This is a genomic window from Micromonospora sp. NPDC047134 (genome assembly GCF_040643455.1).
Lineage (GTDB): Bacteria > Actinomycetota > Actinomycetes > Mycobacteriales > Micromonosporaceae > Micromonospora.
Genome location: NZ_JBEYUI010000018.1, coordinates 14,991 through 34,013 on the forward strand (window position 1 = coordinate 14,991; position 19,023 = coordinate 34,013).

The 19,023-nt window shown below is 68.4% G+C and carries 16 protein-coding genes and 3 tRNA genes; all 19 read left to right on the forward strand.

Annotated elements, in window-relative coordinates:
• Nucleotides 1-8 precede the first annotated feature (8 nt).
• The 19 genes from ABZ795_RS20795 to rpsL all read left to right on the forward strand — a co-directional run bounded on the left by ABZ795_RS20795 (nucleotide 9) and on the right by rpsL (nucleotide 19,023).
• The gene (locus ABZ795_RS20795; protein WP_327024015.1) at nucleotides 9-155 is read left to right on the forward strand and encodes a hypothetical protein; all 147 of its coding nucleotides are present in this window, start codon (nucleotides 9-11) and stop codon (nucleotides 153-155) included.
• A gap of 59 nt (nucleotides 156-214) precedes the next feature.
• Complete coding sequence (locus ABZ795_RS20800) at nucleotides 215-2,743, forward strand: bifunctional diguanylate cyclase/phosphodiesterase (protein ID WP_327024016.1); 2,529 nt, start codon at nucleotides 215-217, stop codon at nucleotides 2,741-2,743.
• 92 nt (nucleotides 2,744-2,835) lie between these two features.
• Nucleotides 2,836-2,908: transfer RNA gene (locus tag ABZ795_RS20805), tRNA-Thr, on the forward strand.
• Nucleotides 2,909-2,933: 25 nt separating this feature from the next.
• Nucleotides 2,934-3,006, forward strand: a tRNA-Met gene (locus ABZ795_RS20810).
• A gap of 130 nt (nucleotides 3,007-3,136) precedes the next feature.
• Nucleotides 3,137-3,304: a 50S ribosomal protein L33 gene (gene rpmG, locus ABZ795_RS20815; RefSeq protein WP_007073056.1), complete on the forward strand. Its 168-nt coding sequence runs from the start codon at nucleotides 3,137-3,139 to the stop codon at nucleotides 3,302-3,304.
• A gap of 124 nt (nucleotides 3,305-3,428) precedes the next feature.
• Entirely contained in the window at nucleotides 3,429-3,875 is a 447-nt protein-coding gene (locus ABZ795_RS20820; protein WP_357531554.1) for a MaoC family dehydratase N-terminal domain-containing protein, read from the forward strand.
• Nucleotide 3,876: 1 nt separating this feature from the next.
• Entirely contained in the window at nucleotides 3,877-4,269 is a 393-nt protein-coding gene (locus ABZ795_RS20825) for a MaoC family dehydratase (protein WP_327024018.1), read from the forward strand.
• 125 nt (nucleotides 4,270-4,394) lie between these two features.
• Nucleotides 4,395-4,467: transfer RNA gene (locus tag ABZ795_RS20830), tRNA-Trp, on the forward strand.
• Between the two features lie 212 nt (nucleotides 4,468-4,679).
• A complete protein-coding gene (gene secE, locus ABZ795_RS20835; RefSeq protein WP_357531555.1) occupies nucleotides 4,680-5,072 on the forward strand; it encodes a preprotein translocase subunit SecE in 393 nt (130 codons plus the stop codon).
• Between the two features lie 38 nt (nucleotides 5,073-5,110).
• A complete protein-coding gene (nusG, locus tag ABZ795_RS20840) occupies nucleotides 5,111-5,833 on the forward strand; it encodes a transcription termination/antitermination protein NusG (protein ID WP_102658898.1) in 723 nt (240 codons plus the stop codon).
• 202 nt (nucleotides 5,834-6,035) lie between these two features.
• Nucleotides 6,036-6,467, forward strand: a complete 432-nt coding sequence (rplK, locus tag ABZ795_RS20845) for a 50S ribosomal protein L11 (RefSeq protein WP_327024021.1) — start codon at nucleotides 6,036-6,038, stop codon at nucleotides 6,465-6,467.
• An 83-nt stretch (nucleotides 6,468-6,550) separates the two neighbouring features.
• Nucleotides 6,551-7,267 carry a 50S ribosomal protein L1 gene (gene rplA / locus ABZ795_RS20850; protein WP_327024022.1) on the forward strand — a complete coding sequence of 239 codons (717 nt, stop codon included), beginning with the start codon at nucleotides 6,551-6,553 and terminating at the stop codon, nucleotides 7,265-7,267.
• A 639-nt stretch (nucleotides 7,268-7,906) separates the two neighbouring features.
• A complete protein-coding gene (rplJ, locus tag ABZ795_RS20855; protein ID WP_327024023.1) occupies nucleotides 7,907-8,452 on the forward strand; it encodes a 50S ribosomal protein L10 in 546 nt (181 codons plus the stop codon).
• A gap of 54 nt (nucleotides 8,453-8,506) precedes the next feature.
• Nucleotides 8,507-8,896 (forward strand): 50S ribosomal protein L7/L12, encoded by a 390-nt coding sequence (gene rplL / locus ABZ795_RS20860; RefSeq protein WP_327024024.1) that lies wholly within the window; start codon nucleotides 8,507-8,509, stop codon nucleotides 8,894-8,896.
• A gap of 562 nt (nucleotides 8,897-9,458) precedes the next feature.
• Nucleotides 9,459-12,890, forward strand: a complete 3,432-nt coding sequence (locus ABZ795_RS20865) for a DNA-directed RNA polymerase subunit beta (protein WP_327024025.1) — start codon at nucleotides 9,459-9,461, stop codon at nucleotides 12,888-12,890.
• A gap of 123 nt (nucleotides 12,891-13,013) precedes the next feature.
• The gene (locus tag ABZ795_RS20870; RefSeq protein WP_357531556.1) at nucleotides 13,014-16,901 is read left to right on the forward strand and encodes a DNA-directed RNA polymerase subunit beta'; all 3,888 of its coding nucleotides are present in this window, start codon (nucleotides 13,014-13,016) and stop codon (nucleotides 16,899-16,901) included.
• 92 nt (nucleotides 16,902-16,993) lie between these two features.
• The gene (locus ABZ795_RS20875; RefSeq protein ID WP_327024027.1) at nucleotides 16,994-17,368 is read left to right on the forward strand and encodes a hypothetical protein; all 375 of its coding nucleotides are present in this window, start codon (nucleotides 16,994-16,996) and stop codon (nucleotides 17,366-17,368) included.
• 407 nt (nucleotides 17,369-17,775) lie between these two features.
• Nucleotides 17,776-18,156 (forward strand): hypothetical protein, encoded by a 381-nt coding sequence (locus ABZ795_RS20880; RefSeq protein ID WP_327024028.1) that lies wholly within the window; start codon nucleotides 17,776-17,778, stop codon nucleotides 18,154-18,156.
• Between the two features lie 492 nt (nucleotides 18,157-18,648).
• Complete coding sequence (gene rpsL / locus ABZ795_RS20885; RefSeq protein ID WP_013735958.1) at nucleotides 18,649-19,023, forward strand: 30S ribosomal protein S12; 375 nt, start codon at nucleotides 18,649-18,651, stop codon at nucleotides 19,021-19,023.

A 19,023-nucleotide genomic window follows, 5' to 3' on the forward strand; every position in this document is an offset into this window, starting at 1 on the left:
GAGCGCTCATGTCTGCTCACCGTCTGGGCCGGCTACTCGGCTCCCTTCTGCTTGTTTCCGGTCTGGTGGTCGCGGCCGGTGTCGCCAGCGAGTTCGAGGTTCGGACCCACGGCATCGAATGGCAGATGCCGACGTTGGGTTCGCAGGTGCGCTGACGCGCTCCCCGTCCTGACCGGGCTCGCCACCTCGAGCACCCCACGTCGCGAGGAGAGCCATGACGTCGCCTAGGTCTGGCTCTCCTCGTGGACGGACCGAGCGGGCCTGGCTGATCACGGCTCCGCTCGCGCTCTGTGCGGTCCTCTTCTCACTTCTGCTGGGCCTGACCGCTCGGCCCGCACTCGGTGACTGGCTGCTCACGCTGCTGCTGACAGCGGCGATGATCATTGCCGCGATTCCCACCATCAACGTGGTGGTACGCCGGCAGGCGCTGGGCACCACCTTCACCGAGATTCCGCTCGTCGTCGCGCTGTTCGTGCTGCCACCGCTGTCGGTGGTGCTGGCGTACACCGTGGCCACTCTGGTGGTGCAGTGGCGCCGCAAGCTGCTGCCGCCGAAGCTCTGGTTCAATGTGGCCCTCGCGGCGGCGGCGACCGCCCTGGCCACGACGGTCTACACCGTTCTGCCGACCCCGGAGAATGTCGGGCCGGCGACCTGGGGGTTGCTGCTCGCGGCGATCGGCACCCACGCCCTCGTCGGGTTCGTCGCCGTGGTCGCGGTGATCTCCGTCGTGCAGGGTTGGCAGTCCGGCCGGGAGTTGATCCGCGCTGTACCGCCGATGTCGCTCACCGTGGCGATCAATCTCTCCATCGGCATCCTGATCATCATCGGCCTGGAGACCACGCCGTGGGCGCTTCTCCTCTTCGCCGGTCTGGCGGTGGCGTTCGCCCTCGTCTACGACACCTACACGCAGGTCATCCGGCAGCACCGCACGCTGACGGAGATGTACGAGCTGACCAAGGCGATCACCGAGAGCGGGTCGGACGGCAATCTCATCGACGCCCTGCTGGTCCGCATCCGCGGCCTCATGCAGGCCGAGTACGCCACCTTGTGGTTGCCCGCCCAGGGGCGGCACCCGGAGGTGCTGCTGACCGCCCAGGAGGGCAAGTCCGGTCTGCTCGACTCGGCGCTGACCCCGCAGGCCTTGCGGGAGGCGGCGGTGGCCCGTCAGGCGACGGTGGCGGTGGGCAGCCGCTTCGCCGCCGACCCCCAGCTTCGGGAGTCGTTGGGACGTGCCGCCAAGGACGTGATCGTGGTGCCGCTGCGGTCGGGCAAGGCGGTCATCGGCACCCTGGAGGTGGCGAACCGCCTCGGTGACGTCAACTCCTTCCGTCCGGCGGATGTGCCGGTCCTCCAGACGGTCAGCGCCCACGCCGCGGTCGCCCTGGAGAACTCCCGCCTGGTCGACCGGCTGCGCCACGACGCGTACCACGACGGGCTCACCAAGCTGCCGAACCGGCGCCGGATCCTCGGCGCGCTAGCCGAGGCGGTCCGGATCCGGGCCCCCGGTGAGGTGGTCGCGCTGCTGCTGTTCGACGTCGACCGGCTGCGTCAGGTCAACGAGTCGCTGGGGCACGCCGCCGGAGACAAGGTCCTGACCGAGGTGGCCAACCGGCTGCGGGGCTGTGTGCCGTCGGCCGCCCTGGTCGGCCGGGCCGGTGGGGACGAGTTCCTGGTGACCCTGCGGCTGGAGAGCGCCGAAGCGGCGGTGGAACTCGCCGGTCAGCTCCGCGAGCAGATCCGCGACGAGATGGTCTTCGACGCCCTGACCCTGGACGTGGACACCGCCGTCGGGGTCGTCGTGCATCCGGATCACGGCAGCGACCCGGCCACCCTGCTGCAACGGGTGGACGTGGCGGCGAGCGCCGCGAAGTCGGTGCCGGGCAGCGTGCAGCTGTACAACCCGGCGCTGGAGTCGCGTTCGCTGCGTCGCCTGGGGCTGGCCGGAGACCTGCGCAGCGCCCTGGACAACGGCGATCTGGAGATCTACTACCAGCCCAAGGTGACCCTGCGGGACCGCCGGCTGGTCGGGGTGGAGTGCCTGGCCCGCTGGGAGCATCCGACCCATGGCACGGTCTCCCCGGCGGACTTCGTCGCGGTCGCCGAGCACACCGGCCAGCTCGGTCGGCTCACCGAGTTCGTGCTCCGGGAGGGGCTGCGGCACAGCCGCGACTGGGCGCACGGCGGCCAGGCGCTCGCCGTCTCGGTCAACCTCTCCGCGCGTACGCTCAACGACGAGCATTTCCCCGAGCAGGTCCGGGACCTCCTGGCGGAGTACGGCGTACCACCGCAGTTGTTGACCCTGGAGATCGAGGAGGCCGGGGTGCTCGACGGCACCGACCGGCCGATCCCGAGCCTGCGTCGGCTGCGTGATCTGGGCGTACGGCTGTCGGTGGACGACTTCGGCACCGGTAGCTCCTCCCTGGCCCATCTGCGCCGGCTGCCGGTGCACGAGGTCAAGGTGGACCGCTCCTTCGTGCAGGGCATGGCGACCGACCCGGGGGACCTGGCGATCGTCAACGCGGTGGTCACCCTCTCTCAGCAGTTCGGGCTGACCGTGGTGGCCGAGGGCGTGGAGAGCGAGCTGACCCTGGAGCTGCTCCAGGACATCGGCTGCGAGATCGGGCAGGGATTCCTATTCAGCCGGCCCCTGCCGTACGAGCGGTTGGAGGCCTGGTTCGGTGCCCGGGTGGACCCCGACTCGATCTCCAACCGGGAGCTGCCGCGCCTGCGCGCAGTGCCCTGACCTGGGCATACGCTGACACCGGGGATCCGATTTCACCAGCCCGGGATGGCCGTGTACTCTTACCTCTGCGCGGCCACGGAGTGATCGCGCAGGCCCCCTTAGCTCAGTCGGCAGAGCGTCTCCATGGTAAGGAGAAGGTCTACGGTTCGATTCCGTAAGGGGGCTCAGAGGGTCCGGCTGGGCCCACCACGGCGGTGTAGCTCAGATGGCAGAGCAAGCGGCTCATAATCGCTGTGTCGCCGGTTCAAGTCCGGCCACCGCTACTCTCCGCCGCCGGGTGAACCCGGTGGTCAGTGGGACGGGCGCCACAGGCGCCCACTTTGCGTGTCCGCCCCGGCGGCGCGTAGGCTTTGACGCCGTAGTTGTATCCGTTAGCGAGGAAGGCACTCCGCCGTGGCGAAGGCGACCGATGTCCGGCCGAAGATCACTTTGGCGTGTGTGGAGTGCAAGGAGCGCAACTACATCACGCGCAAGAACCGTCGTAACGACCCGGACCGCATCGAGCTGAAGAAGTTCTGCCCCCGGGACGGGCGGCACACCGTTCACCGCGAGACGCGCTGAACCTCGCCGGGCATCGCCCGGCACCCTGAACAACGAAGATCGCCGGTTCACCCGGTGGGCGCAGCCGTAGGCCGCTCCCGACCGCGTGGATCGGCGATCTTGTTGTGCGTGTAGGTTCGGCGGCATGTCCCTGGACCACTCCTTCATCGGCCGGACCTATCCGCCGACCGCCCCCTATCAGGTGGGCCGCGAGAAGATCCGTGAGTTCGCGCGTGCGATCGGCGCCACCGATCCCGCCCACCACGACCCGGAGGCCGCCCGTGCCCTGGGCCACCCGGACGTGGTTGCGCCGCCGACCTTCCCGATCGTGCTCACCATGGCCGCCAACCAGCAGATGATCGAGGACCCGGACCTCGGCATCGACTACAGCCGGGTGCTCCACGGCGATCAGCGGTTCGCGTACACCCGTCCGGTGGTGGCCGGCGACGAGCTGGTCTGTGTCAACAACATCGAGGAGATCACCAGCCGCGGTGGTCACGATTTCGTGACCAGTCGGACCGAGGTCCACACGACCGCCGGCGAGCCGGTGGTCACCGCCTGGATGAAGCTCGTCGTACGCGGGGAGGCCTGAGATGGAACTGCCCACCCAGACGTTCCGGGTGACCCGGGCGGACCTGGTCCGCTACGCGGGCGCCTCCGGCGACTTCAACCCGATCCACTGGAGCGACCGCTTCGCCACCGGAGTGGGCCTGCCCGGGGTGATCGCGCACGGCATGTTCACCATGGCCCTGGTCGGTCGCGCGGTCACCGCCTGGGCCGGCGCGCCCGACGCGGTCGTCGACTACGGGGTCCGGTTCACCCGCCCGGTGGTGGTTCCCGATGACGACGAAGGCACCGAGATCGTGGTGACCGCCGTGGTCCGCGAGGTGACCGAAGCGGGTCTGACCAGGCTAGACATCACCGCGACCTGCCAGGGCGACAAGGTGTTGTCGCAGGCTCGGGCCACCGTTCGGACGGCGGGCTGACCTGCTCCGCAGGCGCGATGGCCAGACCGGTTGGGAAACTCGGGTTAGTACCCGTACACTGGTCCGCCGTGGGGCAAGTGAATCCTGCCTGGTCGTGTGACCTGGGGGGATGAGCGTTGCCGCATAGGGGTGTAGCTCAATTGGCAGAGCAGCGGTCTCCAAAACCGCAGGCTGCAGGTTCAAGTCCTGTCACCCCTGCGCCTCAGGCCTGACCGTTCCGTGGGTCGCGCCACCGAAAGGTGGCGTCCGGCCCGTGGTGGTGGCATCGGCGGGGAGGTTCCGAGGCATCGGGGCCTTCCGGCAGATCCGCCGGCCGCGGCCCGTCCCGGGACGGTTGGGTCCGGCTGGCGTGACCAGACGCCGCGTACGCGAACCGCGTACGACCCCGATATCCCGCGACGGAGGGCGAAGTGGCCGACAACAAGCGGCGCGGCGAGGACGCCGACGACGAGCGCCTGAACGACGAGGTCGTCAGTGACGGCGCCGACGACGACGCCACCGACGCGGACGAGCCGGTAACCCGGGGCGGCACCGCCACCCGGGAGCGGGCCAAGGCGGATTCCGCCGACAGCCGGTCGAAGACGCGTGCCGATGGCGAGAAGGTGGGCCTGTTCGGCCGCATCGCGCGTTTCATCCGCGAGGTCGTGGCGGAACTGCGTAAGGTCATCTGGCCGACCCGCAAGGAGTTGCTGACCTACACGGGCGTGGTAGTCGCGTTCGTGTCGATGATGCTGGCGATCGTGGCCCTCCTTGACTTCGCTTTCGCGAAGGGCGTGCTGTGGGTGTTCGGCAACCCCAGCTGACCGGCTGACTGTGCCGATAGTGACGGAAGTGAGCGAGCGTGCCTGAGTACGACGAGACCGCCGAGACCCCGGACGAGCAGTCCACGGTGGCGACGGCGGCTGGCGACGAGTCGGTCGAGGCCGCCAGCGAGCCGGAGTTCGCGATGACCGAGCCCGCGCCCGAGGAGGACTACGACCCGGTCGCCGAGCTGCGCCAGAAGCTGCGCTACGCGCCCGGCGACTGGTACGTGGTGCACTCGTACGCCGGTTACGAGAACAAGGTCAAGACCAACCTCGAAACCCGGATCACCTCCCTCGACATGGAGGACTACATCTACCAGGTCGAGGTGCCGACCCGGGAAGAGGTCGAGGTCAAGAACGGCAAGCGGTCCCAGGTGCAGGCCAAGGTCTTCCCCGGCTACATCCTGGTCCGGATGGAGTTGACGGCCGAGTCGTACTCCTGCGTACGCAACACCCCCGGGGTCACCGGCTTTGTGGGGGCCACGGACCGGGCCGACCGCCCGGCGCCGCTGAGCCTCGACGAGGTGCTGAAGTGGCTGGCCCCGGCGGTGGAGACCGAGCAGAAGAAGGCCAAGCCGGAGATCAAGGTCCTCGACTTCGAGGTCGGCGACTCGGTCACGGTCACCGACGGTGCCTTCGCCTCCCTGCCGGCCACCATCAGCGAGATCAACGCCGACCAGCAGAAGCTCAAGGTGCTGGTGTCGATCTTCGGCCGTGAGACGCCGGTGGAGCTGAACTTCAACCAGGTCGCCAAGATCTGATTCAACGACCGCTGGCGATGGCTTCCGGGCCGTTGCCAGCGGTCGTTGTCTGTCTGTCTCGCCCGCCGGGCAACCTCCGTGGGTGAGCCGCCACCCGCCTGCGCTACCCTAGAACGTCGCCGCTGCCTTCCCGCGCTGACCGTGCGCGCCCGGTGGTGGTGTCGGTGCGAACCATTCCCAGTTCCAAGCCCCAGGAAGAGACATGCCTCCGAAGAAGAAGCTCGTCAAGACGTTCACGCTTCAGCTGCCGGCGGGCCAGGCCACTCCGGCGCCGCCGGTCGGTCCCGCGCTCGGCCAGCACGGCGTGAACATCATGGAGTTCTGCAAGTCGTACAACGCGCAGACCGAGTCGCAGCGGGGCGACATCGTCCCCGCCGAGATCAGCGTGTACGAGGACCGGTCCTTCACCTTCGTGCTGAAGACCCCGCCCGCAGCCCGGCTGCTGATCAAGGCCGCCGGTGTGCAGAAGGGCTCGGGCGTCCCGCACAAGGAGAAGGTCGGCACGGTTTCCCGTGCCCAGGTGCGGGAGATCGCCGAGAAGAAGATGGCCGACCTCAACGCCAACGACCTCGAGCAGGCTGAGAAGATCATCGCCGGCACCGCCCGGTCGATGGGCCTGGACGTCACCGACTGACCTCGGCCACCACCGACCCGTACGGATCGTGGGAGGGCGCGCGAGCATCGCGGCCCGCCAGAGACCACAGGAGTAGACAGAACATGCAGCGCAGCAAGAGCTACCGCAAGGCCGCCGAGGTCATCGACCGGTCCAAGCTCTACACCCCCGCCGAGGCCGTGAAGCTGGCCAAGGAGACCACCGCCACCAAGTTCGACGCCACGGTCGAGGTCGCCATGCGCCTCGGCGTCGACCCCCGTAAGGCGGACCAGATGGTCCGCGGCACGGTCAACCTGCCGCACGGCACCGGTAAGACCGCCCGCGTGATCGTCTTCGCCGCCGGCGCGAAGGCCGAGGAGGCCGTCGCCGCCGGTGCCGACGAGGTGGGCACCGACGAGCTGGTCGCTCGGATCCAGGGTGGTTGGCTGGACTTCGACGCGGCCATCGCCACCCCGGACCAGATGGCCAAGATCGGCCGGATCGCGCGGATCCTGGGCCCGCGCGGTCTGATGCCGAACCCGAAGACCGGCACGGTGACCATGGACGTCACCAAGGCGGTGACCGACATCAAGGGCGGCAAGATCACCTTCCGGGTGGACAAGCACTCGAACCTGCACCTGATCATCGGCAAGGCCTCCTTCACCGAGGCCCAGCTGGTGGACAACTACGCCGCGGTGCTCGACGAGGTCCTGCGGGCTAAGCCGTCCGCGGCCAAGGGCAAGTACCTCAAGAAGGTCACCCTGACCACCACCATGGGCCCGGGTGTCCCGGTCGACCCGAACGTGGTGAAGAACCTGCAGGAAGGCTCGGCCGACAGCTGAGCACGACGCACCGAAAGGGCCCTGCCACGCGTACGTGGCGGGGCCCTTCCGCGTTTGTCGCAGGGTGTGCCGGGGCTCGCGCGCTTCGGCGCTCACCCAGGCACCCCGGCGGTGGCGGTCAGCGCGGTGATCGGCTCCGTTCTCCGTGATCGACTCCGTTGCGCCGAAACGGCGGTGTCCCGTGAAGGCTGACCCCGCCGTTTCGGTGATACGGCGGGGTCAGCGAGGTGGTGCCGGCGGATGATCGGGCTAACCTCATGATCAACGGGGCGGGCGGGGACCGAGGGCGGGGCGAGGGCCGGGGTCCAGGGCCAGTGCGGGGTGGGGGCGATTTGGCGGGTGGGGGTGGGGTCGCGTAGCCTGTTGACGTCGCACGATTCTGTCGTGCGTGAAGTTCCACCCAGAGACCGCTGGTCACCGTGCCTCGGCACGGTCGAAGGTTCCGCGAAGACGGGCGACCCGCGCAGGGCGGTAAGCGAACATCGGCAGCATCCCGTGGTCCGCCGACTGCGGTGAGGGTTGCCCATCTCGCCCCGTGCGCCCTGCGCCGGGGCTTTTCTGTTGTCGCGACGCCCTCGCTCCAGTCGTAGGCGACCGCCTGCGCTGGCGACCAGCCTCGAGTAACGAGAGAGGAGGGACATGGCGGACAAGCCGATCCGGGCCGACAAGGCCACGGCTGTTGCTGAGCTGACCGAGAGCTTCCGCAGCGCGGGTGCCACCGTGCTGACCGAGTACCGCGGACTGACGGTTTCCCAGCTCACCCAGCTGCGGCGCTCGCTCGGTCAGGAGACCAGCTACACGGTCGCCAAGAACACGCTGGCCAAGCGTGCCGCGGCGGACGCGGGCATCTCCGGCCTCGATGAGCTGTTCACCGGTCCTACCGCGCTGACTTTCGTTTCGGGCGACGTCGTCGAGGCGGCGAAGGGGCTTCGCGACTTCGCGAAGGCCAACCCGAAGCTCGTCATCAAGGGCGGTGTCTTCGAGGGCAAGGCCATTTCCGCGGCCGAGGTCACGAAGCTCGCCGACCTGGAGTCCCGTGAGGTGCTGCTGGCCAAGCTGGCCGGCGCGATGAAGGGCAACCTGAGCAAGGCTGCGGCCCTGTTCCAGGCCCCGTTGTCGAAGACCGCCCGTCTGGCGGCTGCCCTTCAGGACAAGCGCGAGAAGGAAGACGCCGAGGCGGCCTGAGGCCGTACGGCGCACCCACGTTCTTAGTTAAACCTTTAGGAAAGGACGCCAGACATGGCGAAGCTCAGCACCGAAGAGCTGCTCGGCGCGTTCAAGGAGATGACGCTGATCGAGCTCTCCGAGTTCGTGAAGCAGTTCGAGGAGACCTTCGAGGTCACCGCCGCCGCCCCGGCCGCGATGATGATGGCGGGTCCGGCCGCCGGTGGCGCCGCTGCCGAGGCCGAGCCGGAGAAGGACGAGTTCGACGTCGTCCTCGACGCCGACGGTGGCAAGAAGATCCAGGTCATCAAGGTCGTGCGTGAGCTGACCGGCCTGGGCCTCAAGGAGGCCAAGGACCTGGTCGAGTCGGCCCCCAAGGCCGTGCTGGAGAAGGTCAACAAGGAGACCGCCGACAAGGCCAAGGCCAAGCTGGAGGGTGAGGGCGCCAAGGTCACCCTCAAGTGACCTGAGCTCCACCTGGCCGTCCCGACTCGCGTGAGCCGGGGCACACCATGTCGCGGCGGGCGGCAATCCGATCTGACGGATTGCCGCCCGCCGTGCTGGTGGACGCAAGGCGCAGCGGGCATGAGCAGGCCGTGGGGATCCGTTGACCCCTGCGGAGGGCCGGCCCTACGGTGGGAAAGAGCAGCGGATGGCAATCTCGGCCCTTGACGCGACCATGGGCTGACAGGCACGCTGACATAGCAAGACCTTCCGCGCTTGCGACGGCCACTGCGTGGGTAGATCAGCGGCAGCACCAACTGCCGCTGGCACCTGAGCGGCCCGGCGGGAACGTTGCGTTCCGAGCGGTCCGGTACGACCCGATCCAAGGGTCCCGAGACCAGTTCCGCGACGTCCTGCGGGATGGGCTGGACAGCGGTTAGCCTCTCGGCTACACTGCTAGTTTGCGCTGCCTTCCGACTTGACCCCTGCTCGGAAATGTCCGGTTATGGATATTTTCTGGTGGGGTCATTGGAGTGCACGCGTACCAGCCGTTCTGCAGCACCGGTCCTCGGAAGGACGCATCTTGGCAGCTTCCCGCCCTGCGAAGACCAGTCGTACGTCGAGCGCATTCGCTCCCCGCCGAGTTTCCTTCGGCCGGATCACCGAACACCTCGAGGTCCCCAACCTCCTCGCCATTCAGAACGAGTCCTTCGACTGGCTCGTCGGCAACGAGGCTTGGCAGGGCCGGTCGGCGGACGACCCGCACGCACGCTCGGGTCTCGCGGAAATTCTCGACGAGATCAGTCCCATTGAGGACTTTTCCGGCACCATGTCGCTGTCCTTCTCCGCCCCGCGCTTCGACGAGGTCAAGGCCTCGATCGAGGAGTGCAAGGAGAAGGACCTCACCTACTGCGCGCCACTGTTCGTGACCGCAGAGTTCACCAACAACACCACCGGCGAGATCAAGAGCCAGACGGTGTTCATGGGTGACTTCCCGATGATGACGCCGAAGGGCACCTTCATCATCAACGGCACCGAGCGGGTGGTGGTCAGCCAGCTCGTCCGTTCCCCGGGCGTCTACTTCGACAAGCAGCCGGACAAGACCTCCGACCGCGACCTCTCCAGCGTCAAGGTCATCCCGAGTCGGGGTGCCTGGCTGGAGTTCGACATCGACAAGCGCGACACGGTCGGCGTCCGCATCGACCGTAAGCGTCGGCAGGCCGTCACCGTGCTGCTCAAGGCCATCGGATGGTCGGCCGAGCGGATCCGTGAGAAGTTCGGCTGGTCCGAGCTGATGATGACCACGCTCGAGAAGGACCACATCGCCGGCCAGGACGAGGCGCTACTCGACATCTACCGGAAGCTGCGCCCTGGCGAGCCGCCGACCCGCGAGAACGCCCAGACCCTGCTCGACAACCTCTTCTTCAACCCGAAGAGGTACGACGTAGCCAAGGTCGGTCGGTACAAGTTCAACAAGAAGCTCGAGCTGAGCGTGCCGATCACCACCGGCACCCTGACCGAGGACGACATCGTCGCCACCGTGGAGTACCTCTGCCGGCTGCACGCCGGTGAGGAGGGTTACGAGGCCGACGACATCGACCACTTCGGCAACCGGCGGCTGCGTACCGTGGGTGAGCTGATCCAGAACCAGGTTCGGGTCGGCCTCTCCCGGATGGAGCGGGTGGTCCGCGAGCGGATGACGACTCAGGACGTCGAGGCGATCACGCCGCAGACCCTGATCAACATCCGCCCGGTGGTGGCCGCGATCCGGGAGTTCTTCGGCACCTCGCAGCTGTCCCAGTTCATGGACCAGACCAACCCGCTGGCGGGTCTGACCCACCGGCGCCGGCTGAGCGCGCTCGGCCCGGGTGGTCTGTCCCGGGAGCGGGCCGGCTTCGAGGTCCGTGACGTGCACCCGTCCCACTACGGCCGGATGTGCCCGATCGAGACGCCGGAAGGCCCGAACATCGGTCTGATCGGCGCCCTGTCCACCTTCGCCCGGGTCAACCCGTTCGGCTTCATCGAGACGCCGTACCGGAAGGTCGTCGACGGTCGGGTCACCGACCAGATCGACTACCTGACCGCGGACGAGGAGGACCGGTTCGTCAAGGCGCAGGCCAACGCGCCGCTGCGGGCCGACGGCACCTTCGCCGAGGACCGGGTCCTGGTCCGTCGTAAGGGCGGCGAGACCGAGGACGTACCCCCGGCGGCCGTGGACTACATGGACGTGTCGCCGCGGCAGATGACCTCGGTCGCGACCGCGATGATCCCGTTCCTGGAGCATGACGACGCCAACCGGGCCCTGATGGGCGCGAACATGCAGCGCCAGGCGGTGCCGCTGGTCAAGGCCGAGTCCCCGCTCGTCGGCACCGGCATGGAGTACCGTGCCGCCGTCGACGCCGGTGACGTGGTCGTGGCCGAGGTCGGCGGGGTGGTCGAGGACCTCTGCGCCGACTACATCACCGTCCACCAGGACGACGGCCACCGCCGTACCTACCTGCTGCACAAGTTCCGCCGCTCCAACGCCGGCTCCTGCGTCAACCAGAAGCCGGTGGTCTTCGAGGGCGACCGGGTCGAGGCCGGCCAGGTCATCGCCGACGGTCCGTGCACCGACGAAGGTGAGATGGCGCTCGGGCGTAACCTGCTCGTGGCGTTCATGTGCTGGGAGGGCCACAACTACGAGGACGCGATCATCCTGTCGCAGCGCCTCGTGCAGCAGGACGTGCTCACCTCGATCCACATCGAGGAGCACGAGGTCGACGCCCGGGACACCAAGCTCGGCCCGGAGGAGATCACCCGCGACATCCCGAACGTCAGCGAGGAGATGCTCGCCGACCTCGACGAGCGCGGCATCATCCGGATCGGCGCCGAGGTCGTTCCCGGCGACATCCTGGTCGGCAAGGTCACCCCGAAGGGTGAGACCGAGCTGACCCCGGAGGAGCGGCTGCTGCGCGCGATCTTCGGTGAGAAGGCGCGTGAGGTTCGGGACACCTCGCTGAAGGTGCCGCACGGCGAGACCGGCACGGTCATCGGTGTGCGTACCTTCTCCCGCGAGGACGGCGACGAGTTGCCGCCGGGCGTCAACGAGCTGGTGCGGGTCTACGTCGCCCAGAAGCGGAAGATCCAGGACGGCGACAAGCTCGCCGGCCGGCACGGCAACAAGGGCGTCATCTCCAAGATCCTGCCGGTCGAGGACATGCCGTTCCTGGAGGACGGCACCCCGGTCGACATCGTGCTCAACCCGCTGGGTGTGCCCAGCCGGATGAACATCGGGCAGGTGCTGGAGACCCACTTGGGCTGGGTGGCCAAGACCGGTTGGAAGGTCGAGGGCGACGACGCCGAGTGGAAGCGTCAGCTGCAGAGCATCGGCGCGGACTCCTCGGAGCCGGACACCAACGTGGCCACTCCGGTCTTCGACGGTGCCCGCGAGGAGGAGATCTCCGGTCTGCTCGCCTCGACCCTGCCCAACCGGGACGGCAAGCAGCTGATCGGTGCCACCGGCAAGGCGCAGCTGTTCGACGGTCGCTCCGGCGAGCCGCTGCCGGACCCGATCGCGGTCGGCTACATCTACATCCTGAAGCTCAACCACCTGGTCGACGACAAGATCCACGCTCGGTCGACCGGTCCGTACTCGATGATTACTCAGCAGCCGCTGGGTGGTAAGGCGCAGTTCGGTGGCCAGCGCTTCGGTGAGATGGAGTGCTGGGCCATGCAGGCCTACGGTGCCGCGTACGCCCTGCAGGAGCTGTTGACGATCAAGTCCGACGACGTCCTCGGTCGGGTCAAGGTCTACGAGGCCATCGTCAAGGGCGAGAACATCCCCGAGCCGGGCATCCCGGAGTCGTTCAAGGTGCTGCTCAAGGAGCTCCAGTCGCTGTGCCTCAATGTTGAGGTGCTCTCCAGCGACGGCGTGGCCCTGGAGATGCGCGAGACCGACGACGAGGTGTTCCGCGCCGCGGAGGAACTCGGCATCGACCTGTCCCGGCGTGAGCCGAGCTCGGTCGAAGAGGTGTGATTGGGGAGGTTGGGGGCCGTCCGGTTCGCTCTGGGCGGTCAGGCTTGATCCCGACGCGAGTCGACCGGCCCCCAACCCCGCCGAGGGCTAGCTACAGATCAGACACGACACGAGGGATATAACGTGCTCGACGTCAACTTCTTCGACGAGCTGCGCATCGGCCTTGCGACTGCGGACGACATCCGTCAGTGGTCGCACGGTGAGGTCAAGAAGCCCGAGACGATCAACTACCGCACCCTCAAGCCGGAGAAGGACGGGCTCTTCTGCGAGAAGATCTTCGGTCCGCAGCGGGACTGGGAGTGCTACTGCGGTAAGTACAAGCGGGTCCGCTTCAAGGGCATCATCTGTGAGCGCTGCGGCGTCGAGGTGACCCGCTCGAAGGTCCGCCGGGAGCGGATGGGCCACATCGAGCTGGCCGCCCCGGTGACCCACATCTGGTACTTCAAGGGTGTGCCGAGCCGGCTGGGTTACCTGCTGGACCTCGCCCCGAAGGACCTCGAGAAGATCATCTACTTCGCCTCGTACGTCGTGACGAGCGTTGACGCCGAGTCGCGTCACCGTGACCTCTCGACCATCGAGAACGAGATCCTGGCCGAGAAGCGACAGTCGGAGAACAGCCGCGACTCGGAGATCGAGAAGCGGGCCGCCAAGCTGGAGGCCGACCTGGCCGAGCTGGAGGCCGAGGGCGCGAAGGCGGACGTCCGGCGCAAGGTCAAGGAGGGCGGAGAGCGCGAGATGCGCCAGATCCGCGACCGGGCCCAGCGCGAGATCGACCGCCTGGACGAGGTGCTGGACACCTTCCGCAAGCTGGAGCCGAAGCAGCTGGTCACCGACGAGCTGCTCTACCGCGAGCTGCGGGACCGCTTCGGCGAGTACTTCACCGGTGGCATGGGCGCCGAGGCGATCAAGGCCCTGGTGCAGAACATGGACCTCGACGCCGAGGCGGAGAGCCTGCGGGAGACCATCCGTACCGGTAAGGGTCAGCGGAAGATCCGGGCGCTCAAGCGGCTGAAGGTCGTGGCGGCGTTCCAGAACACCCGCAACTCGCCGCTGGGCATGGTGCTGGACTGCGTACCGGTGATCCCGCCGGACCTGCGTCCGATGGTGCAGCTCGACGGTGGCCGGTTCGCTACCAGCGACCTGAACGACCTGTACCGCCGGGTGATCAACCGGAACAACCGGCTCAAGCGACTGATCGACCTCGGCGCCCCCGAGATCATCGTCAACAACGAGAAGCGGATGCTCCAGGAGGCCGTCGACGCGCTGTTCGACAACGGCCGTCGGGGCCGGCCGGTCACCGGTCCGGGTAACCGTCCGCTGAAGTCGCTGTCCGACATGCTCAAGGGCAAGCAGGGCCGGTTCCGTCAGAACCTGCTGGGCAAGCGCGTCGACTACTCCGGCCGTTCGGTCATCGTGGTCGGCCCGAAGCTCAAGCTGCACCAGTGCGGCCTGCCCAAGCAGATGGCGCTGGAGCTGTTCAAGCCGTTCGTGATGAAGCGGCTGGTCGACCTCAACCACGCCCAGAACATCAAGTCCGCCAAGCGGATGGTCGAGCGGCAGCGGCCGGTCGTGTGGGACGTGCTGGAAGAGGTCATCGGCGAGCACCCGGTGCTGCTCAACCGCGCACCGACCCTGCACCGACTGGGCATCCAGGCCTTCGAGCCGCAGCTGGTCGAGGGCAAGGCCATCCAGATCCACCCGCTGGTCTGCACCGCGTTCAACGCCGACTTCGATGGTGACCAGATGGCGGTGCACGTGCCGCTGTCCGCCGAGGCCCAGGCCGAGGCGCGGATCCTGATGCTGTCGTCGAACAACATCCTCAAGCCGGCCGACGGCAAGCCGGTCACCATGCCCACCCAGGACATGGTCATCGGCCTGTACCACCTCACCCACCTCACCACCGGTGAGCGGGGCGAGGGCCGGGCGTTCAGCTCGGACGCCGAGGCGCGGATGGCGTACGACAACGGCGAGCTGCACCTCCAGGCACCGGTCAAGATCCGGCTGCAGGGTGTGGTCGAGGTCGACAACGGCGCCGGTGGGCAGCCGTGGTCCCCGCCGGAGGACTGGACCCCGGGTCAGCCGCTGACGGTGGAGACCACCCTGGGCCGGGTGCTGTTCAACGAGACCCTGCCGCAGGGCTACCGGTACGTGAACTACGAGATCCGCAAGGGTCAGCTTTCCGCGATCGTCAACGACCTCGCCGAGCGGTTCCCGAAGGTGGCCCTGGCGGCCACCCTCGACGGGCTCAAGGAGGCCGGTTTCCACTGGGCCACCTGGTCCGGCGTGACCATCGGCATGGAGGACGTCATCGCTCCGCCGCGCAAGCGGGAGATCCTGGAGAAGTACGAGAAGGAAGCCGACCGGATCGACAAGCAGTACCAGCGTGGTCTGATGACCGCCGAGGAGCGTCGCGGCGAGCTCATCGAGATCTGGACCAAGGCGACCAACGAGGTCGCCAAGGAGATGGACACCGCGCTGCCGCAGGAGAACCCGCTGTGGAAGATGATCAACTCGGGTGCTCGCGGTAACCTGCTCCAGCTCCGGCAGATCGCGGCGATCCGTGGTCTGGTGGCCAACCCGAAGGGTGAGATCATCCCGCGGCCGATCAAGGCCAGCTACCGGGAGGGTCTGTCCGTGCTGGAGTACTTCATCTCCACCCACGGTGCCCGTAAGGGTCTCGCGGACACCGCCCTGCGTACCGCCGACTCGGGTTACCTGACCCGTCGTCTGGTGGACGTCTCGCAGGACGTCATCATCCGCGAGGAGGACTGCGGCACCGACCGGGCCATTCCGATGCAGATCGGTCAGCAGCTCGACGGCCGGCTGGTGGTGCACGAGCACGCGGAGACCAGCGTGCACGCCCGTACCCTGGCCGACGACATCAAGGGGCCGGACGGCACCGTCGTCGCCGAGCGGGGTTCGGACATCAACTCGATCCTGGTCGACAAGATCGTCGCCGCCGGGGTGGAGACCGTCCGGGTGCGCAGCGTGCTCACCTGCGAGTCGAAGCTGGGCGTCTGCGGTGCGTGCTACGGCCGCTCGCTGCCGACCGGCAAGATCGTGGACGTCGGCGAGGCGGTCGGCATCATCGCCGCCCAGTCGATCGGTGAGCCGGGTACCCAGCTGACGATGCGTACCTTCCACACCGGTGGTGTCGCGGGTGAGGACATCACCCAGGGTCTGCCCCGTGTCCAGGAGATCTTCGAGGCCCGGATCCCGAAGGGCAAGGCGCCGATCGCCGACACCCCCGGCCGGATCCGGATCGAGGACGGCGAGCGGTCGCGCAAGATCGTCGTGATCCCGGACGACGGCAGCGACGAGATCGTGTACGACAAGATCTCGAAGCGGGTCCGGCTGCGGGCGCACGACGGCGACCACGTCGAGGTCGGCGAGAAGCTCACCGAGGGCACCATCGACCCGCACGAGCTGCTGCGCATCCTCGGCCCGCGCGCGGTCCAGGTCCACCTGACCCAGGAGGTCCAGGAGGTCTACCGCTCGCAGGGTGTGCTCATCCACGACAAGCACATCGAGATCATCATCCGCCAGATGCTCAAGCGGGTGACGGTCATCGACTCCGGCTCGACCGAGTTCCTGCCGGGTGTGCTGGTCGACCGGGCGCTGTTCGAGTCGGAGAACCGCCGGCTCGTCGGCGAGGGCGGCGAGCCCGCAGCCGGACGTCCGGTGCTGATGGGTATCACCAAGGCCTCGCTGGCCACCGACTCCTGGCTCTCGGCGGCCTCCTTCCAGGAGACCACCCGGGTGCTGACCGACGCGGCGATCCACGCCCGCAGCGACTCGCTGATCGGTCTCAAGGAGAACGTGATCATCGGTAAGCTCATCCCGGCCGGTACCGGCATCAGCAAGTACCGCAACGTCCGGGTCGAGCCGACCGAGGAGGCCAAGGCCAAGGTCTACTCGATGACCGGATACCCGGAGACCGACTACGGCTTCGGGCCGGCCAGCGGCCAGGCGGTTCCGCTGGACGACTTCGACTTCGGGTCGTACCGCTAATATCCGCTGCACCGACGAGGCCCCCGGCATCCGCCGGGGGCCTCGTCGTCGGTGGTCCTCCCGATTCGCTTCGGGCACGGCATGATGGAGCCATGACGACCGCCGCCGGACCGATGCCGGTCGCTTCACTGCCCGGGCCTCCACGGCATCCACTGGACCCGGACCCGGTTCGGGCCACGAAGGCACGGGCCGTCTTCGCGCTCGGCCTGATGGGTGCGTTGACCGGGCTGTTCATCGGGGGAGTGGTACCGGCCACGATCGCCCTCCAGTTGGCCCGGCAGGCCCGCCGTGAGGCGTACGCCTCAGGGGGTTTTCTCACCGGCGCGGCCTGGCTGCGGCGGGGAGAGAGCCTGGCCTGGACGGGCCTGATGCTGGTCGCGGTGAGTGTGGTCGTGCTGGTGGTGATCGGCGTGATCCGGCTCGCCGAGGCGCCCTACGGTCAGGATTTCGCACCGAACGTGGACTGAGGTCCGCACCGGGGCGGCCGCTCGGCTGGGGTGCCGCCGTCTCCGGCACCGGGGGGCTGATCGGCGACGGTAGCCTGACGGTGTCCACCGCGCGGCGGTGGACGCGGTCGATGAGGAGGATCCCCGTGACGGAACCGGCGCGTCCCGAGAGCGGCGAACCCGCTCAGCCCGCCGCCGGGCCTCCGGGGCCTGAGACACCCGAGCCGCCCCGGTGGGCGCCACCGGGGCCTTGGGCGGCGAACCAACCCGCCGGGTACGCCCCGTCCCCGCCGGCCCCGTTCCCGTCCGCGCCGGGTGGGCCACCGCCGGGTGGGCCCGGTGCCGGTGCGCCGGCGGGCTGGGGTGCCGCGGCGGGGCGGGGTGCTGTCGTTCCGCCACCGCAGGAACGGCCCCGGCCGCCGAGTCGGGTGGAGCCCGTACCGGGCACCCCCTTCGCCATGGTGCACCTGGATGTGCCGCCGGTCACCTCGGGCCTGGCGGTCGGCTCGCTGGTCGCGGGCATCGTCTCCATCCTGGTGTCTTTCCTGGTCCTCTGCGTGGGTGGGGTGGGGGGTGGGCTGAACGGGGTCTGGGCCGCCGGCTCCTTCGCCACTCTGGGCGGCCTGACCGGGGCCGGTGCCCTCGTCGCCGGCCTGCTGGGCATGCGGCAGATCCGTCGACCGGCGCCCCCGCCGGGGGTGCGGTTCACCGGCCGGGGTCTGGCCATCGCCGGGGTCAGCTGCGGTGGTGCCGGACTGCTGTTGAGCCTGCTGGGCGTGGGTCTGGCCCTGCTGATGACCCTGGCCTGACCGGGCCGGCCGACCCGGGCGGCGGGCGGGTGTGGTCGGGCTCGGGGGTCGGCGGGTGGTTTCCGGTGGAGCCGGTACACTTGGCGTCGTAGGTGCCCATCACGGGCGGGCGGAGCGACGGAGCCGATAGCCGAGCGGTGAGAAGTTCGGCGGGTCTCCCGTTTTGACCTGCACGGCTGTGGTAGGTACTCTTTCCCCTTGTGCCCGGGCTCGCCTGGGCAAATCGTGCGTGCGCTGGATCCGGCCTCCGGTTTCCGGAAGGCGCCACGACTGAGCCAAGATCCGGCGTACGGGCCTCCGTGTGCCGGTGACAGACCCCGGGGCTGCGCTTCATCCGCGCGGAACCGGGACCGTGATCGGGCGACACGCCCGACCGCGGGTGCCGGGACCTCCGTGAGGTGGCCCTGGTCGGAATGTAGGAGAGCCGGTCATCAGGTCGGCTACGACAGACGGCGCGGTCGCGACAGCGGCCGAAGGGAGCGGAGAAACCCGGTGCCCACGATCCAACAGCTGGTCCGAAAGGGCCGCCAGGCGAAGACCACCAAGACCAAGACCCCGGCGCTGAAGGGTTCCCCTCAGCGGCGCGGCGTGTGCACCCGCGTGTACACCACCACCCCGAAGAAGCCGAACTCGGCGCTGCGCAAGGTTGCTCGTGTCAAGCTCAGCAGCCAGGTCGAGGTGACCGCCTACATCCCGGGCGTCGGGCACAACCTGCAGGAGCACTCGATCGTGCTCGTCCGCGGTGGCCGTGTGAAGGACCTCCCCGGCGTGCGTTACAAGATCGTCCGCGGCTCGCTGGACACCCAGGGTGTCCGCAACCGCAAGCAGGCGCGCAGCCGTTACGGCGCGAAGAAGGAGAAGAGCTGA

What these genes read in the sequence shown, in the direction of transcription:
- ABZ795_RS20800 (WP_327024016.1), top strand. Translation starts at nt 215, where the DNA reads ATGACGTCGCCTAGGTCTGGCTCTCCTCGTGGACGGACCGAGCGGGCC.
- ABZ795_RS20825 (WP_327024018.1), top strand. Translation starts at nt 3,877, where the DNA reads ATGGAACTGCCCACCCAGACGTTCCGGGTGACCCGGGCGGACCTGGTC.
- ABZ795_RS20875 (WP_327024027.1), top strand. Translation starts at nt 16,994, where the DNA reads ATGACGACCGCCGCCGGACCGATGCCGGTCGCTTCACTGCCCGGGCCT.
- rplA (WP_327024022.1), top strand. Translation starts at nt 6,551, where the DNA reads ATGCAGCGCAGCAAGAGCTACCGCAAGGCCGCCGAGGTCATCGACCGG.
- rplL (WP_327024024.1), top strand. Translation starts at nt 8,507, where the DNA reads ATGGCGAAGCTCAGCACCGAAGAGCTGCTCGGCGCGTTCAAGGAGATG.
- ABZ795_RS20820 (WP_357531554.1), top strand. Translation starts at nt 3,429, where the DNA reads ATGTCCCTGGACCACTCCTTCATCGGCCGGACCTATCCGCCGACCGCC.
- ABZ795_RS20795 (WP_327024015.1), top strand. Translation starts at nt 9, where the DNA reads ATGTCTGCTCACCGTCTGGGCCGGCTACTCGGCTCCCTTCTGCTTGTT.
- rplJ (WP_327024023.1), top strand. Translation starts at nt 7,907, where the DNA reads ATGGCGGACAAGCCGATCCGGGCCGACAAGGCCACGGCTGTTGCTGAG.
- rplK (WP_327024021.1), top strand. Translation starts at nt 6,036, where the DNA reads ATGCCTCCGAAGAAGAAGCTCGTCAAGACGTTCACGCTTCAGCTGCCG.